Source organism: Streptomyces sp. NPDC051662 (genome assembly GCF_040681655.1).
Taxonomy (GTDB): Bacteria; Actinomycetota; Actinomycetes; order Streptomycetales; family Streptomycetaceae; genus Streptomyces.
The window spans coordinates 396,156-411,129 of sequence record NZ_JBFAZD010000004.1 but is presented as its reverse complement, the minus strand read 5'-3'; the positions used below and the strand labels follow the sequence as shown (position 1 = coordinate 411,129).

The following is a 14,974-nucleotide window of genomic DNA, read 5'->3' as shown; positions in this document are numbered from 1 at the left end:
CGTCCGGTGACGCCGGTCACTCCTCAGCCATGCGCCCCCGAGAGCACGGGCTCCCTCTCACTCGTCGCTGTGCGCCAGTTCCCTCAGTACGGTCTCGTCCGTGATGTGGACCACGGGCCAGCGCGCCGAGAGTGCGCCGCGTCGCTCCAACTCGGCGACCGCGTCGTACAGCGTCCTGGGCGTCACCCCCAGGACGCACGCCAGCACCTTCTGAGGAATCCCCACTACGACGGGTGCACCGACAGTACGGGTCAGGTCGAGCAGCAGCCCGCTCAGCCCACTCACCACTCCGAAGCGCCGCAGGCCGGCCCGCACGTTGGTCGTTCGGTGGAGCTCTTGTGCATGCAGGAGCATCCCGACCAGAACATCGTTGCGCCTGAGTTCGGCGAGGAATCGTTCGCTGCCGACGGCTCGGACGACGGTGCGACAGACGGCCGTCACATCCGCGTTCCGTGGCCCGCCGGACAGGGCCGAGGTCTCGCCCAGGAGTTGCCCCCGGCCACGGAGTTCGAGGAAGGTGCGCGTGCCGTCCAGGTGCGGGTCAGTCACCAGGGCCCACCCTTCGACCACCCGCAGGACACTTCCCTTCTGGCTGCCCTTCAGGAGCATGGGCTGACCTGACCGGTAGGAAAGGGTCCGCCCGGAATCGAATATCTTCTCCCACCAGCGATCAACATCCATCGAATTCTCTCCGAACTTTTGCATTGTCCGACGGAACCAGAATCACTTCCTCACTGCCCTGGGATCAATTATGGATCCCCCGCAGCCTCCACAACAGGGCGTGCGGGCGTGGAAATCGGGCGCCCTGCATACCCACCCGCAGTTCAAGCGCCTCCGCACGCCTGCCGGGTCGACGCATTCCAACCTTGCGCAATTCACCCAGCGCCCGAAATTCGAAATGGCGAACTCTGTGCGGAGATTCAACACCGTTTCGAGAACGCGTGCAGGAAAGGCTGGGACCACTGGCGCGGTGCACGCCCGTCCAATCGCCGGACAGTCGACATGGCTTGTTGGCGAGTTACACCCAGCCGGTCGGGCTCGTCAGAGCCCTTCCGCGCGTCTCGGGAGCGCCAACGACATGTCGCACGAGAGGCGTTGGACGCGCTGGGACGCGCGTGGTTGGCGACGCCGGGTGACGGCCCGGACGGCCGTCAGTGGTTGATGTGGACGCGGACCGTGGTGGTGGGTCTGGTCGGCTTCGGAGCACCTGAACGGTGCGGTGAGCTATCCAGGTGCCCGAGACATCGCCACTTACTCGACCACCAAGCTGGAGTTCGTATCAGTGCCGGATCCGCCGCAGACCGCGCACGCGGCATCGCGGACATGCAGTCGCTGTTCGACTGGGTACCCGTCGACGGCCGAGCGTACGACCGGGCCTGGCAGATCCAGGAGCTGCTGACCCAGCACCAGCAGCACCGCAGTGCAGGCGCACTGGATCTCGTTGTTGCGGCTACCGCCGAGCTATAGGGGGCTGCCCCTCCTGCACCGCAGGTCACGAAGTCTCCGTACTTACCCGAACCCCAACACGAACAGTGGGAAAGCATGTTGGGGGCAAACCCTCACGAGTTCGAATCTCGTATGAGCATGGCGTCCGGCACATGCAGGTACCGCGCCCGCATGCTTGCGGAGGTGCCCGGCTCACCCTCCCCCGTGATCTGGTTGATGACCCGGGCCGGAAGACCAAGCAGCATGAGCACGGTGGCGGCCGTGTACTGGTCGTCGTGCAGCCGACCGTCCCGAACCCCCGCGTCTTCCAGCAGCCGCTTCCAGTCGTGGTAGTCCATGTTCGGGCTCAGGGGGCCACCCAGCGGCTTGGTGAACACGTAGTCCGACTCGACCCACAGGTCACCGGCCGCCTTACGCTCGCGCGCTTGTGTCTCGACATGGCACGGAGCATCGAGACCAGCGGGCCGGGCGGGGGTACGGCACGCCGGCCCGCTCGGGACTTGGTGTTCGTGGTCTCGCGCCGGACCTGCACCTCGCCGCAGTCCGAGCGCCAGCACCCAACGGACACTGTTCCAGTGCTCGTTGGCTTCGAGCTGCAGGCAGTGAGCCTCTTCCACAGAGGAGGGCTCAACCTCTGATTCGTCCTCTTCCGTCCGTGGCGGCTTCGCCAACGCGGCAGCGTTCCCCAGTGCGGTGAGCCTGGCGGGCCGTGCCGCCCCTTGCGCTCCCCGTCGCCTGCACGCGGCGAAACAGGCTCTCCAGGTGCTTGCCGACTCCAGGCACGGAGATGCACGCGAACGGCCACCTCGTAGCGGTCGTAGGTGTTCTCGCTGAGGGTCGGCTTGGCGATGTTCTCAAGCCAGTGCAACAGCTACTTCTCAACCGTCCACGGCTTACCGGGCTGTTGCGCCGAACCCTGGTCGCGCTGCTTCTCCAGCTTCCGGACTTCGCCCACCAGTCCCTTGCGCGTCGGGCGGTTCAGGTGCTGGCGAACCCGTCGTCGAACTGCACCGGACCGCATACACTGCGGACGGCAAAGTGGTTGAGTTAGCTGTCGGCGTCCATGCCGCCTCCCGCCTTGCGTGGGAGTATGAATTCGACGTTCCCGATTCCGCCAGCCAGCAGGGCAAGTGCAAGGGCAAGGAAGGTTCGGCGTGATCTCCATACAGGACTGGGAGCACACTCGACTGCTGTGGGACTACCAGCAGATGCACCACGAACCGCGCCCCTGCTCGGTCGGCGTCGGTCTGGGCAGTCACGATCTGGGGGTGGCCGACACCACCGTGGCCCTGTACCGGCGCGGCATGATGCCGCTGATCGTCTTCACGGGCGCGACCAGCCAGACAACCAAGGGCCGCATGCCGCGCGGTGAAGCCGAGCACTACCGAGACCGGGCGCTCGAACTGGGCGTGCCGGTGGACGCCATCCTTGTGGAGCCGAACGCACGCAACACCGGGCAGAACATCACCCTGTCCCGCTCGCTACTCGAAGAGCGCGGGATCGAAGTGTCCTCAGTGCTGCTCGTCAGCAAGCCGTACGAGGAACGGCGGGCCTACGCCACCGCCCGAAAGCTGTGGCCTGAGGCGGAATTCGTATGCGCTTCCACCTCGATGACGCTCCCTGAATACGTCGACTCGATCCAGGACCCGCGCTTTGTGGTCGACATGCTGGTGGGTTCGCTGCAACGGCTGTTGATCTATCCAATGCACGGGTTCACGGTGCCGCAGGAGGTGCCCGGCGACGTGACGCAGGCATACGAGCGGCTCGTGTCGCGTGGATTCACGAGCCGACTCGTTCCGACAGATGTTGGCACCAGTCCCCAGACCTCTTGAGGGCGTTGAGATTTCCCCAATCTGCCTTGGCGGGCAAAAGTTTGTACACCCAGGCGTAAAACCACATCCGGTAACGCTAGGAGTCGATGGGATCGGCGAGCCCGTGTAGGGCGGTCAGAAATGAAAGAAGTCTTAGCAGTCGTCTCGAACGCTTCGAATATTCGGGCAAAGCTTGATAAGCTGTTCGGCTATAAAGTTGACATCCTGCCGAATGTTTCGATAGTCAAATCTCAAATATTGCAGCCTTGCCACGCGAGCCAGGGTTTCCGGAAGGCTATTCTCATCCAGACGCTTAGCCCCGGAGAGCAGTACGGGAACCACGGTTCGCTCATACTTAAATGCCTCTTTAATTTCTCGCAACACCCAGTCCCGCCCAGAAGAATAATCACGGGTCCCAGAGTCGAATTTTCCCAACCAACCTTCGTCCACGATCACAAGAAATACCTCACACGCAGCCACAGCTTCGAGAATTGAGTTCGAGAAATCCGATCCCGGCGCTATGGATCTAGCGGCACGGAAAACCCGAATCTCCCCGAAGCGGTTTGACAGCAATTCGTCGAGTAGGGCCGCAGCGTAAGCTCCACCCTCTCTGCGGTAGTTGATGAATATTTGAGCCGCTCCATCCCGCCTTGCACATAAACGACCCACTCGCTCTTCCATGAAAAACAGACCTTCCGCTCCGTTATCCCCTAGGCTAGTCGACCGATGAAGTTGGATTGGATGGACCGTGAGTTGACCACTCCGAGCTGCACCCGCAGGACAAAGAGGGGGGGCAATACAATGGCTGGGACATCCCGCGCCAAGCAACCGGAACCAGGTAAGAGTCTGCCGAAGCTATCGATCCCAGGCCAGAGCAAAGACGAGACAATATCCAGTTCAGGTGAACTATCATCTGCAGACCACTAAGGCGCCTCGCGATTTTTGGATTGAGTCCCTGTTTGGCACCCTTACCGTATTGACGTTGTCGCTCATCCTGCGAAGCCTCTGGGGCTCGATCAACGCGATCGCGGCACGCAAAACAACGCGGGCGTTGCACTCAGCTGAGATCCCGTCCAGATTTCTATTCAACTGGGGCGACACTCTCACGTCCGTTGACGGCCATAGTGACTTCGCTAGGAAAGTTGGCGATCTCAGCTTAGATCGATCCTTGGCCATGCTGTTGCGGAACTATGGACGGACATCCTTCAGCACTCACAGAGGCACCGACATCTCAGATCAGCGATAAACACGTTTCGGTACTGCGTTGTGAGCCTGCTGGGTCTGGCCACTTTCACGTTTGTAGCAGCGCCGAGATGACCAACTGAGGCGCACACCGCCCCAACTGTCCGATGAAGCTTCAGCCTTGGGGTGTCTCATCTGCGGCGTGAACCCCCACGGACATCCTCGGACTTTCATGCGCACAGTTGAAAGGCGTATTGGGGCAACCCCTCACGAGTTCCAATCCCGTATCCTCTGCCATTGCTCTCACCGGGCGATACGAAGAAGGCCCTGACCAGTCTCAACTTGTCAGAGCCTTCTTCGCGTGCGAGTCCTGGACCAGGCCCGGCGCAGCACGCGCGCGATGCGGTGAGCCCCGCGTGGTCTTCCTGTCCGCCCGCCACCATCAGACCTGCCCCCGCGGCATCAAACGCGAGATGTCCAACTGGCCCCTCAAGCGGGCCGGGAGCGTCCTCCTTACGCCTCCGCGAGCAGCGGGTCGAAAGCGGTCGAGTGGCGGCGACCCGACATGAAGGAGAGGAAGTCCTTCACGAACGCGCTGCGGGAGTACGTCGCGTCGGCGTCGGCCATCGTGCGCCGGAATCCCGTTCGGAACAGGGCCCGGTACTCGTCCGCGTCGATGAACTGGTTGCCGTCCGTATCGGTGACGCTGAAGAGCACCTCGGCGACCCTGATCAGCGCGGGCCCGGCGAGGGAGGGGACGGCGGCGGCGTACTCCTCCTTGCTGACGCGGCCGTCGCCGTCGACGTCGAGAGCCGCCTGGAGCTCCCTCCACCACTCGGCGTACGCGTTGTAGAGCTTGGTCTCCTCCGGTTCGTCCAGATCGAGGCGGGAGGACAACTCCCGTGCCATGGCGGCGAGATCGGGCCAGTCCAGGTAGCCGTTCCCGGTCTGGTCCAGTACCGCGGTGAAGAATTCCTCGGCGCTCCGCCGCGGCTCGGTTCCCGCTGCCGGGCCGTCCTCCGGCGGAAAGGGCGTGACCAGCCGGAACAGGGCGCCGGCCCGCTTCATCCGGCCGCGTAGCTCGTTGAGCGTCGCGACGCGCGGGTCGTCGCTGTCGGAGGACAGGTAGAGCAGGCTGGTGATGTTCTCCGCCTTGAGCCAGCTGTCGGGCAGGAAGCGCGCCAGGCCGACGCCCAGGTAGGCGCTCTGCATCAGCGCCTGGGCGCCGGGGATTTCGGGCAGACCGGCCCGTCGGCGGAAGGGTTCGGGGAGGGACGCCACGGTGATCGTACCGAGGACCGGACCGGCGAGCGCGCGACCCGCCGCCCATACGGTGGGCAGGCCGTCCAGCAGGGGCGGCGCCGGGAGATGGTCGAAGAGTTTGTAGAGGATGACGCGCAGGGCCTCGGTGTCCTCCAGCTCCTCCTGGACCGTGTGGTCGTAGTACTGCCAGAACTCCTTCAATGTGGGCGGCAGATGACCGGCCTGATCCCCGAAGGCCATGAGGTAGGCCTGGAATTCGGCGTAGAGCTGTTCCATGGTGGCCCGGTCGAGCGGCTGCCCGCTCAGTCGGCACATGGTGACGGAACTCTCGAACAGTGTCGCGACCACCCAGGCGCGGACCCGGGGGTCCATCGCGTCGTAGGGCCGGTTCCGCGCGTCCGTACCGCTCAGCCTCGCGTGCAGGCGGTTGAGCCGCGCCGCCTCCCTTCGCCGCGTGTCGTCGTCGGCGCCGAACATGCGCTGCAGGCTGACGAGGGTGTTGCGCAGCCGTCGCCACGGGTGCGCCACGAACGTCGAGTTGTCGATCAGCGCCGCGCCGATCTGCGGGTGGGCGGCCTCCAATACCGTGGCCCTCAGTACGGCCAGGGCCCAGCGCGGATCGTTGAAGAACCGGTAGAACTGCGCGTCGGGGCCGAACAGGGAGCCGGGCTGTGGCGCGGAGTCCGGCCGGGCGGGGTCCGGCCGCACGGGGTCCGGACCCCGTGCGGGGTCACCGGGGGTGTCGGGGGCTTCGGAACGCGTGCCCTCGGGGCGGCTGGGGCCTGTATCCGTCACGGGTGAGGTTCTCCGTTCGCGTGCGGCGTCACGCCGCCGAAGCGGCGATCGCGTTGTCGGTAGGTGTGCAGGCATTCCAGGAAGTGCGGCGCGCGGAAGTCGGGCCAGAGCACCGGCGGGAAGATCCACTCGGCGTAGGCCACCTGCCAGAGCATGAAGTTGGAGATGCGCTGTTCGCCGGAGGTCCGGATGAGGAGATCCACATCGGGTGTGTCGGGAAAGGGCAGATGCGCGGCGAAGACCCGCTCGTCGACGGCGTCGGCCGGCACCCCGCCGCGGATGAGGGACCGCGCCGCCTCGACGATGTCCCTGCGTCCGCCGTGATCGAACGCCACGGTCAGCGTCATGCCTCGGTTCATGCTGGTCAGCGTCATCAGGTCGGTGAAATCCCGGGCCAGCGGTGCGGGGATCCTCGGGTCCGCCACCCCGAGGAACCGGCAGCGGATGCCGCGCGCGTGCAGCAGCGGGGCGTGTTTGCGTACCACGCGGCGCACCAGTCGCATGAGGAAATCGACCTCACTGCCCGGGCGTTGCCAGTTCTCGGTGGAGAAGGCGTACAGGCTCAGCCACTCCACGCCCGCGGTCCGTGCCGCCTCGATGACGTCGATCACCGTTGCCTCTGCCGCCCGGTGACCCGACGTACGGGGTAATGACCGCTGTGCCGCCCACCGGCCGTTCCCGTCCATGACGCAGGCGACATGACGTGGCACGCTCCCCTGCCGGTCCTCAGCGGCCGGGCGACGCGGATGTGCGGAGGCCGGCGACAAGGCGGAAATGCCGTCGGCGTCGGCTCGTTCAACCGTCATACGTGCTGCTCCCCCGCGATCGGCCCTCAGCAGACTGCCGGTAGCAGGCCCCGGGCACATCGCAATCTCCGCGCATTCACCCTTAGTACGTCTGTCCGATTTTCGATGCGGCGCATTGCGGCGGTCTTCCTCTCGCCAGGAGCGGGCCCGATACCTGGCTGACACAAATCCGCGCGGTGCCGGACGCACGGTCCTGATCGGCTGGACGCGGTCCTCTCTCAGGCTCGGGGACGTACGGGGTTCCCGTGTGCGTCGGGCTGGGAGGGGTGGTTGTCGGTGGGTGCGCTTCGGGTACGTGGTGCTGCTGGGGCGGGCGCGGAGGACGGGCCGGAGATCACGGCCGACGAGGCCGCCGCGCGGGACGCCGACGAGACCGCCGGACGGGAGGCCCACGTACCCGAAGCGCGGAAGGCCGACGAGACCACCGCGCGGGAGGTCCGATCGTTCGGCGAGTCCACCGCCCCGGTCCGTGAGGGGCGGCGGCTCACCCGGCGCGGGCGGCTCGTCACCGCTGCCGCGCTGCTGTCCGCGCTCGTCATGGCGGCGCACACCCGCGTGCCGAACGGGTTCGGCAACCTCGGCAGCCTGCTGGAGACGTTCCTGCCCTGGCTGGGCGTGAGCGTGCCCGTGCTGCTTGCCCTGGCGGCGCTGCGGCGGTCCGCGACCGCCGGGATCGCCGTGCTGCTTCCGGCCGTCGTCTGGTGCTCGCTGTTCGGCGGCGTCCTCATGGACAAACGGTCCACGGGCGGGGACCTCACCGTAGTAAGCCACAACGTCAACGACGAGAACCCGGACCCGGCCGCGACCGCCCGGCAACTCGCCTCCTCGGGGGCCGAGCTGCTCGCGCTGGAGGAACTGTCCGCGCGCACGGCACCGGCGTACGAGCGCGCGCTGGCCGACGTCTACCCGTACCACTCGGTGCGGGGCACGGTCGGACTGTGGAGTACGTACCCACTGCGGGACGTGGAGCCGGTCGCGATCATGCCGTGGACCCGCGCCCTGCGGGCCACCGCCGACACCCCCAAGGGGCCGGTCGCCGTGTACGCCGTCCACCTCGCGTCGGTACGGGTACTCCCGAGCGTGGGCTTCACCACGATGCGCCGGAACGAGGCGGCCGGGAAACTGGCCGATGCCGTACGGGCGGAGCCGCTGCCCCGGGTCGTGGTCGTCGGCGACTTCAACGGCACCGCCGACGACCGCGCGCTGCGGCCGGTGACCTCTCAGCTGCGGCCGGCCCAGGAGGAGGCGGGCGACGGCTTCGGCTTCACCTGGCCCGCCTCCTTCCCGATGGCCCGGATCGACCAGATTCTGGTGAAGGGCGTCACACCGGCCTCGTCCTGGACCCTGCCGCCCACCGGTAGCGACCATCTGCCGGTCGCGGCCTCACTCCGACTGTGAGCACCGGGCCGACCGAGAGCACCGGGCCAACTGGGAGCACCGGGCCGGCGCCGGTCCTCGCCGCCGCCTCCACGCCTCCGCCGCCTCCGCCACCTCCGCCGCGTCCGCCGCGTCCGCCGCGCACGCGATCATGACCGGATCTGTACCCTCGGGACCTCCCTCCACAGCCGAGACTTCTCCCCTTCATTCGACCGTTGATTCGACCGTCAGGTGACGTCATGCAAGAGCGCGACAACGACGTGACAGGACAGCGCGACGGCGGCCCCTCCGCCGCCGTGCGCGTCCTGCTGGTCGAGGACGACGAAGCGATCCGTAAGTCCGTCGGGATGGCGCTTGACCGCTACGGCTATCAGGTCTCGGCGGCGCCCGACGGCCTGACGGGCCTGGAGATGTTCCGGGAGGGCGGGCATGACCTGCTGCTGCTCGACATCATGCTGCCGCACCTCGACGGCATCGGACTGGCCCGCAGGATCCGCGAGACGAGCCAGGCGCCCATTCTGATGATGTCCGCACGCGGCGACGCGCTGGATGTGGTGGCAGGGCTGGAGGCGGGCGCCGACGACTACGTCGTCAAGCCTGTCGACACCAATGTCCTGGTGGCCCGGATCCGCACGCTGCTGCGCCGGGCCACCTTCACCGCTCGCCCGGCGGCCGACAGTCGGCCGGCCGACGCCGACGGCCTGCTCACCTTCCGTGATCTCAGCGTCGACACCCGGGGCCTGGTCGTCCGCGTCGACGGCCGGCCGCTCGCGCTCACCCCGACCGAGCTGCGGCTGCTTCTGGAGTTCGTGGCCGCGCCGGGCATCGCTCTGCAACGGCAGACGTTGCTGCGCAAGGTGTGGGAGTACGGCTGGGACGGCGACATCCGGGTGGTCGATCTGGCGGTGCAGCGGCTGCGCAAGAAGATCGGCGCCGATCACATCGAGACCGTCCGCGGTTTCGGCTACAAGTTCCGGCGCTGAGATGGGCCAGACGACCGGCCCCGCGCCCACTCCCGGGCCCGAGCCCGCCCCCACGCCCACGCCCACGCCCAGCACCAGCACCAGCACCAGCACCAGCACCAACGTCGGCACCAACGTCGGCCGCGCCTCCTCCGAGGACGGTTTCGGCCACGCGCTGCGGCGCCTCACCAACCCGCGATCCCTGCGCTGGAAGATCGCCGCCGGGGTCGCCGCAGCGGCCTGTGCGATGGCGCTGGGCATCGGGGTCCTGGTCCACCGGACCACCGAGGCCCGCTCCATGAGCATCGGTCGCGGCTACGCGTTGACCGCGCTGGATGAGGCCGCGGCGGAGTTCCGGGGCGCGCCGCCCGCCCAGCCGTACCCGTCGGCGTACATGGTCGGCGACGAGGTACCGGCAGAACTGCGGCGCCGGCTCGACTCCGAACCCACGCCGGAATCCGGGCCGGAATCCGGGCCCGCCTCCACGTCCGGGTCGCCCGTGACCTGGTACGACATCCGCAAGCCGTTCCAGGGACCGCGGATGTGGGCGGCGTACCGCGTCGACGGAACCGTCCTGGCCGTCAACGTGGACATGGGCAGCGAGCTGCGCAGTCTCCAGGCCCTGGACCGGCACATCGGCTACGCGGCCGTCGCCACGCTCGCCGTCGTCGTCCCCCTCACCGTCCTCGCCGCCGAACTGCTGCTCCGCCGCCTGCGCCGCGTCGCCGTGACCACCCGCCGCATCAAACGCGGCGACCTCGACGCCAGGACCCGAAGCCGCGGCCACGACGAGATCAGCGAGATCTCCTCCGCCGTCGATCTCATGGCGGACGCCCTGCGGGACCGGCTGCGCGGCGAACAGCGCTTCACCGCCGACGTCGCCCACGAACTGCGCACCCCGCTCACCGGCCTCGTCACCTCCGCCTCCCTCCTCCCCCCGAGCGAGGCCACCGACCTGGTACGGGATCGCGTCCAGGTGCTGCGCGCCCTCGTGGACGACCTGCTGGAGATCTCCCGCCTGGACGCGGGGGCCGAGGAGGCCGACGTCCGGTCGGTGCCGCTCGGCGACCTGGTGGCCGAGTCCGTGCGGCGCGCGGGCCTGGCGGCGGACATCGCGGTGAGGGGCCGCCCGGTCGCCGAGACCGACCCCCGCCGCCTCGACCGCATCGTCACCAACCTGATCCTCAACGCCCACCGGCACGGCGCGGCGCCGGTCGAGGTCACGATCGACGGCACGACCGTCGTCGTACGGGACCACGGCCCCGGTTTTCCCCCGGAGCTCCTCGCCCACGGCCCCCAGCGCTTCCGCACCGGAGCCACCGAACGCGGCCACGGGCACGGCCTCGGCCTCACCATCGCCCTCGGCCAGGCCCAGGTCATCGGCGCCAGTCTCACCCTGACGAACGCCGATCACCCCGGTCCGCCGGGTACGCCCGGCGGGGCCGTCGCCACCCTGGAACTACCCCGTCGGGCGAACCCGACAGCGGCGTGACCGACACACACCCTCACGGCGCCCCGGAGCCCCCGGAGACGGACCCGTCCGATACGGACCCGCCGGAGACGGACCCGCCGGAGACGGACCCCGCCGCTACGGACCCGTCGGAACCGCCGCGGCCCGCCCCTTCGTCCCGGTACCACAGCGTGCTCCGCAGATCGGCGCCCCGTACCAGCTGGATCCGCCAGGGATCGATACGGATCACGTGGTACTCGGGATCCTCGGGTCCGCCGCGCCAGTACCGGACCGGGTCGTATCCCACCCCCGGCGGACCGCCCTCGGCATACAGCTCCCAGGCGTGGCGTCTGGACCCCTCGTCCTCGGCCCACGTCGAGACGCTGTCGACGAAGGCGGCGTTCTGCCGGGGGCTCCAGTACGTGTACGTGGTATGCGGATTGCCCGCCAGATGTGCCGTCTTGACCGGGGTCTTGTAGACCGCGAGCCAGCCGACCGGGTGGCCGTCGACGACTTCCCAGACGGGGAGCAGCACGCGGGCCCTGGGGCGGTTCTCGCGGTCGACGGTGATCATCGTGGCGTAGGTGATGGAGCGGACGTAGCTGAAGAAGGTGTCCTGGATCTCGGCGAACGCGCTGGCTCGGTCGGCCATGAAAGTCTCCTTGCGCCGGTGGCGAATCAGCGGGTGGCGGGGGTGTCGGGACGGGCCGGTGTCTCCCCGTACGCGACCGCCGTGCCCTTCGGCGACCGCAGCCCGAAAGCGCTGACGAGGGCGGCGAGCAGGGCCGCCGCGAGCGGGACGACCAGTGCGGCGTGGTACCCGTCCAGCAGGGCCCCCGGCGAGTCCGCGTCGGTGGCCGCGACATTCACGGCGGTGACCGCCGAGAGCCCGAGCGCGGCACCGAACTGGAACGAGGTGTACAGCAGGCCGCCGGCCAGCCCCTGTTCGCGCTCCTCGATACCGTCCGTGGCGGCGATGGTGAGGGGGCCGTACGCCAGCGCGAAGGCCAGCCCGAGGATGATCAGGCTCGGGAACATCATCGGATACGTCCAGTCGGCGCCGACCGGCAGGAACAGCGCGTAGGCGAGCGCGGCCAGCAGCAGACCGCCGAAGATCACCCTGGCGTTGCCGAAGCGGGCCACCAGCTTCGGCGTGAGGGTGGGCGAGAGGATGGCGTCGATACCGATGACGATCATCGCGAAGCTCGTCTGGAGCGTCGACCAGCCGCGCAGTTCCTGGAGATACAGCACCACCAGGAACTGGAATCCGAAGAAGCCGGCCGCGAACAGCAGCGCGGAGAGGTTGGCGCGCACCAGTGGTCCGACGCGGAAGATGCCCAGACGTACGAGCGGAGAGGCCGAGCGTCGTTCGACGGCGACGAAGACGGCGAGCAGGACCAGGCCTGCCGCGAACGTGCCGAGCGTCCAGCCGATGTCCGTGTGGGAGGCGCGTTCGACGCCGAGGACGAGCAGCACGATGGCCGCGGTGATGGTGACCGAGCCGGCCAGGTCCACGCTCTCCCCGGTCCGGTCCGGCCGCGGCGACCTGGGCAGGAGTGTGAGCGCGGCGGTCAGGACGAGGAAGGACAGGACGACCGGGGCGAAGAACACCCACCGCCAGTCGACCGCGGTGAGCAGCCCGCCGACGACCAGACCGATCGAGAAGCCGCCGGCCGCCGTGCCGGAGTAGACGAGCAGGGCCTTGTCGCGGCGCGGGCCCTCCTCGAAGCTCGTGGTGATGATGGACAGTCCGGCCGGGGTCATGAAGGCGGCGGCGACGCCGGTGACGAACCGGGCGACGATCAGCGTCCAGCCGTCGGTGGCGAACCCGCCGAGGCCCGAGAAGAGCAGGAAGACGGTGAGCCAGAGAACGAACATCCTGCGGCGGCCGAAGAGATCGGCGGCCCGTCCCCCGAGCAGCATGAAGCCGCCGTATCCGAGGACGTACGCACTCATGACCCACTGCAACTCGCCGGTGGCGAGACCGAGTTCGGAGCGGATGGAGGGAAGGGCCACATTGAGCATGGCCACGTCGATGCCTTCCAGGAAGATCGCACCGCACAGGACGAACAGCACGCCCCAGTCACGCGTACTCATCTGAGTTCCTCGATGGTGTAGGGAAGTCTTGGCTCGATCACCATCGATCAGTGGCGGTGGGGGAACAACGGCGAAGATCGCAACGTTCGTCAAGCCAGGCTTACCGATCCGGGGGCAGCTATGGAGCGCGTTGAACCGGGGGCACCATGGAGCGCGTTGAACTGGAGTGCTTTCTCATCCTCGCCGAGGAGCTGCACTTCGGCCGCACGGCGGACCGTCTGCGGCTGTCCCGGGCCCGGGTGAGCCAGCTCGTCCAGCGCCTGGAACGCCGCGTAGGCGCCCCGCTGTTCGTCCGTACGAGCCGCCGCGTCGCCCTCACCGCCCTCGGCCGGCAGCTCCGTGCCGACCTCGAACCGCACCATCGCGCGGTCGGCGCCGCCGTCGCGAGGGCCGCCGCCACCGCGCGGGGCATCAGCGGCGTGCTGCATGTGGGATTCTCCGCCCCGCTGGCCGGCGAGATCGTGATGAAGGCCGCGGAGGCGCTGCGCGCCGGCCATCCCGAGCTGGACGTGGAGATCTGTGAGGTGCCGCTCGCGGACCCGTTCGGGCAGCTGCGCTGCGGCGAGTTCGATGTCCAGCTCACGGAGTTCCCCGTACGTGAGGACGATCTCGGCGGGGGCCCCACCCTCCTCACGGAGGGGCGCGCGCTGGCGGTCTGTTCAGGCCATCCGCTGGCCGCCGGAGGGAAGGTGTCGCTCGAAGACCTCGCCGACGTGCCGTTGCTGACGATCGCCGGTGAACTCCCCGGCTACCGGCTGGAACAGCGGGTGCCCGCGCACACGCCCAGCGGCAGACCGATCCGCCGCGGCCCGGCCGTCACCCATATGCAGGAAGCTCTCATGCTCGTCGCCGGTGGCAAGGGGGCCCTGCTGTCGGCCGCGCACACCGCCACGTATTACACGTGGCCGGGCGTCACGTATCTGCCGTTCGAGGACGCCGACCCCATCGGGTACGGCCTGGTGTGGCGGGCCGGGGACGACAGCTGCGCGGTCCAGGTCTTCGCGCGAGCGGCGCTCGAAGTGTCGAGGGACGCTCAACTCGCCCTCTGATACGCCGCGTTCACTCATTCTGATGAATACCCCAGCACCTCACGGACGCACGGCCCTCCTGCCTCGCACAGTGGAAACGCATATGTGCGTACACGCATGCATGCACGCCGGTCAGGGCCTGACGGAGGGCGAGACATTATGCGTACGGAAGCACTCAACCGGGTCAAGCTCGTCTTCACACTCTTCGACGTCAACGGCAACGGATATCTCGAAGCCGACGATTTCGAGCTCATGGCGACTCACGTCGTCCAGGCGGTACCCAGCGCCAACGACGCGGCGAAGAGCGCGATGGTCGCCGCGTTCCGGACGTACTGGACGGCCGTGGTCGGCGAGCTGGACGCCGACCGCGACGGCAAGATCAGTCTCGACGAGTACGTGGCCTGCGTCCTCTCTCCGGAGCGCTTCGATGAAGCGGTCGACGAATTCGCCGAATCCCTCTCCGCCCTGGGAGATCTGGAGGGCGACGGACTGGTCGCGCGGCCGACATTCATCGCGCTGATGACGGCCATCGGCTTCCGGCTCCCGAACATCCACACCCTCTTCGACGCGTTCGGGCCCACGGACGCGGACCGGATCGCGCGGGCGACCTGGGCCGATGGCATCAGGGACTACTACGACCCGGCCAAGGCCGGCATCCCGGGTGACCATCTGGTCGGTGACCCGGCGGTCTGACACGCCCTACAGCCTGGTCGGCGACCCGGCGGTCTGACACGCCCTACAGCCTGGTCGGTGACCC

General features: G+C 68.0%; 12 protein-coding genes and 2 pseudogenes. 7 read left to right on the top strand and 7 right to left on the bottom strand.

Annotated features, from left to right (window positions below; all coding sequences use genetic code 11):
* Nucleotides 1-57: 57 nt before the first annotated feature.
* Nucleotides 58-681 (bottom strand): cyclic nucleotide-binding domain-containing protein, encoded by a 624-nt coding sequence (locus AB0M67_RS09560; protein WP_365744334.1) that lies wholly within the window; start codon nucleotides 679-681, stop codon nucleotides 58-60.
* 600 nt (nucleotides 682-1,281) lie between these two features.
* Here AB0M67_RS09560 and AB0M67_RS09555 point away from each other — a divergent pair.
* A pseudogene (locus tag AB0M67_RS09555) lies at nucleotides 1,282-1,489 on the top strand (VapC toxin family PIN domain ribonuclease); the annotation flags it as partial.
* 91 nt (nucleotides 1,490-1,580) lie between these two features.
* Here AB0M67_RS09555 and AB0M67_RS09550 read toward each other — a convergent pair.
* A pseudogene (locus AB0M67_RS09550) lies at nucleotides 1,581-2,467 on the bottom strand (site-specific integrase); the annotation flags it as partial.
* A 133-nt stretch (nucleotides 2,468-2,600) separates the two neighbouring features.
* On the opposite strand from AB0M67_RS09550, the gene AB0M67_RS09545 reads away from it, so the two are divergent.
* Nucleotides 2,601-3,278 (top strand): YdcF family protein, encoded by a 678-nt coding sequence (locus tag AB0M67_RS09545; RefSeq protein WP_365744332.1) that lies wholly within the window; start codon nucleotides 2,601-2,603, stop codon nucleotides 3,276-3,278.
* A 132-nt stretch (nucleotides 3,279-3,410) separates the two neighbouring features.
* Here the strand turns inward: AB0M67_RS09545 and AB0M67_RS09540 are convergent, their stop codons facing one another.
* From AB0M67_RS09540 to uppS, 3 genes are all read right to left on the bottom strand, one after another.
* Nucleotides 3,411-3,938, bottom strand: coding sequence for a toll/interleukin-1 receptor domain-containing protein (locus AB0M67_RS09540; protein WP_365744330.1), 528 nt, complete (start codon nucleotides 3,936-3,938; stop codon nucleotides 3,411-3,413).
* 1,014 nt (nucleotides 3,939-4,952) lie between these two features.
* A complete protein-coding gene (locus tag AB0M67_RS09535; RefSeq protein WP_365744328.1) occupies nucleotides 4,953-6,572 on the bottom strand; it encodes an oxygenase MpaB family protein in 1,620 nt (539 codons plus the stop codon).
* The gene (gene uppS, locus AB0M67_RS09530) at nucleotides 6,494-7,303 is read right to left on the bottom strand and encodes a polyprenyl diphosphate synthase (RefSeq protein WP_365744326.1); all 810 of its coding nucleotides are present in this window, start codon (nucleotides 7,301-7,303) and stop codon (nucleotides 6,494-6,496) included. Before uppS ends, AB0M67_RS09535 begins: the two co-directional genes overlap by 79 nt.
* 276 nt (nucleotides 7,304-7,579) lie before the next feature.
* On the opposite strand from uppS, the gene AB0M67_RS09525 reads away from it, so the two are divergent.
* The 3 genes from AB0M67_RS09525 (at nucleotide 7,580) to AB0M67_RS09515 (ending at nucleotide 11,134) form a co-directional block, all read left to right on the top strand.
* Nucleotides 7,580-8,701 carry an endonuclease/exonuclease/phosphatase family protein gene (locus AB0M67_RS09525; protein ID WP_365744324.1) on the top strand — a complete coding sequence of 374 codons (1,122 nt, stop codon included), beginning with the start codon at nucleotides 7,580-7,582 and terminating at the stop codon, nucleotides 8,699-8,701.
* 218 nt (nucleotides 8,702-8,919) lie between these two features.
* Nucleotides 8,920-9,663 (top strand): two-component system response regulator CseB, encoded by a 744-nt coding sequence (gene cseB / locus AB0M67_RS09520; RefSeq protein WP_365744322.1) that lies wholly within the window; start codon nucleotides 8,920-8,922, stop codon nucleotides 9,661-9,663.
* A gap of 1 nt (nucleotide 9,664) precedes the next feature.
* Nucleotides 9,665-11,134 (top strand): HAMP domain-containing sensor histidine kinase, encoded by a 1,470-nt coding sequence (locus AB0M67_RS09515; protein WP_365744320.1) that lies wholly within the window; start codon nucleotides 9,665-9,667, stop codon nucleotides 11,132-11,134.
* A 13-nt stretch (nucleotides 11,135-11,147) separates the two neighbouring features.
* On the opposite strand, the gene AB0M67_RS09510 is transcribed toward AB0M67_RS09515, so the two are convergent.
* Nucleotides 11,148-11,744: a pyridoxamine 5'-phosphate oxidase family protein gene (locus AB0M67_RS09510; RefSeq protein ID WP_365744318.1), complete on the bottom strand. Its 597-nt coding sequence runs from the start codon at nucleotides 11,742-11,744 to the stop codon at nucleotides 11,148-11,150.
* A gap of 26 nt (nucleotides 11,745-11,770) precedes the next feature.
* A complete protein-coding gene (locus AB0M67_RS09505) occupies nucleotides 11,771-13,189 on the bottom strand; it encodes an MFS transporter (RefSeq protein ID WP_365744316.1) in 1,419 nt (472 codons plus the stop codon).
* A gap of 146 nt (nucleotides 13,190-13,335) precedes the next feature.
* On the opposite strand from AB0M67_RS09505, the gene AB0M67_RS09500 reads away from it, so the two are divergent.
* Together AB0M67_RS09500 and AB0M67_RS09495 are read left to right on the top strand one after the other, a co-directional pair.
* Nucleotides 13,336-14,238, top strand: a complete 903-nt coding sequence (locus AB0M67_RS09500; protein WP_365744314.1) for a LysR family transcriptional regulator — start codon at nucleotides 13,336-13,338, stop codon at nucleotides 14,236-14,238.
* Between the two features lie 138 nt (nucleotides 14,239-14,376).
* On the top strand, nucleotides 14,377-14,910 hold the full coding sequence (locus tag AB0M67_RS09495) for an EF-hand domain-containing protein (RefSeq protein ID WP_365744312.1): 534 nt from the start codon (nucleotides 14,377-14,379) through the stop codon (nucleotides 14,908-14,910).
* The last annotated feature ends 64 nt before the right edge of the window (nucleotides 14,911-14,974 follow it).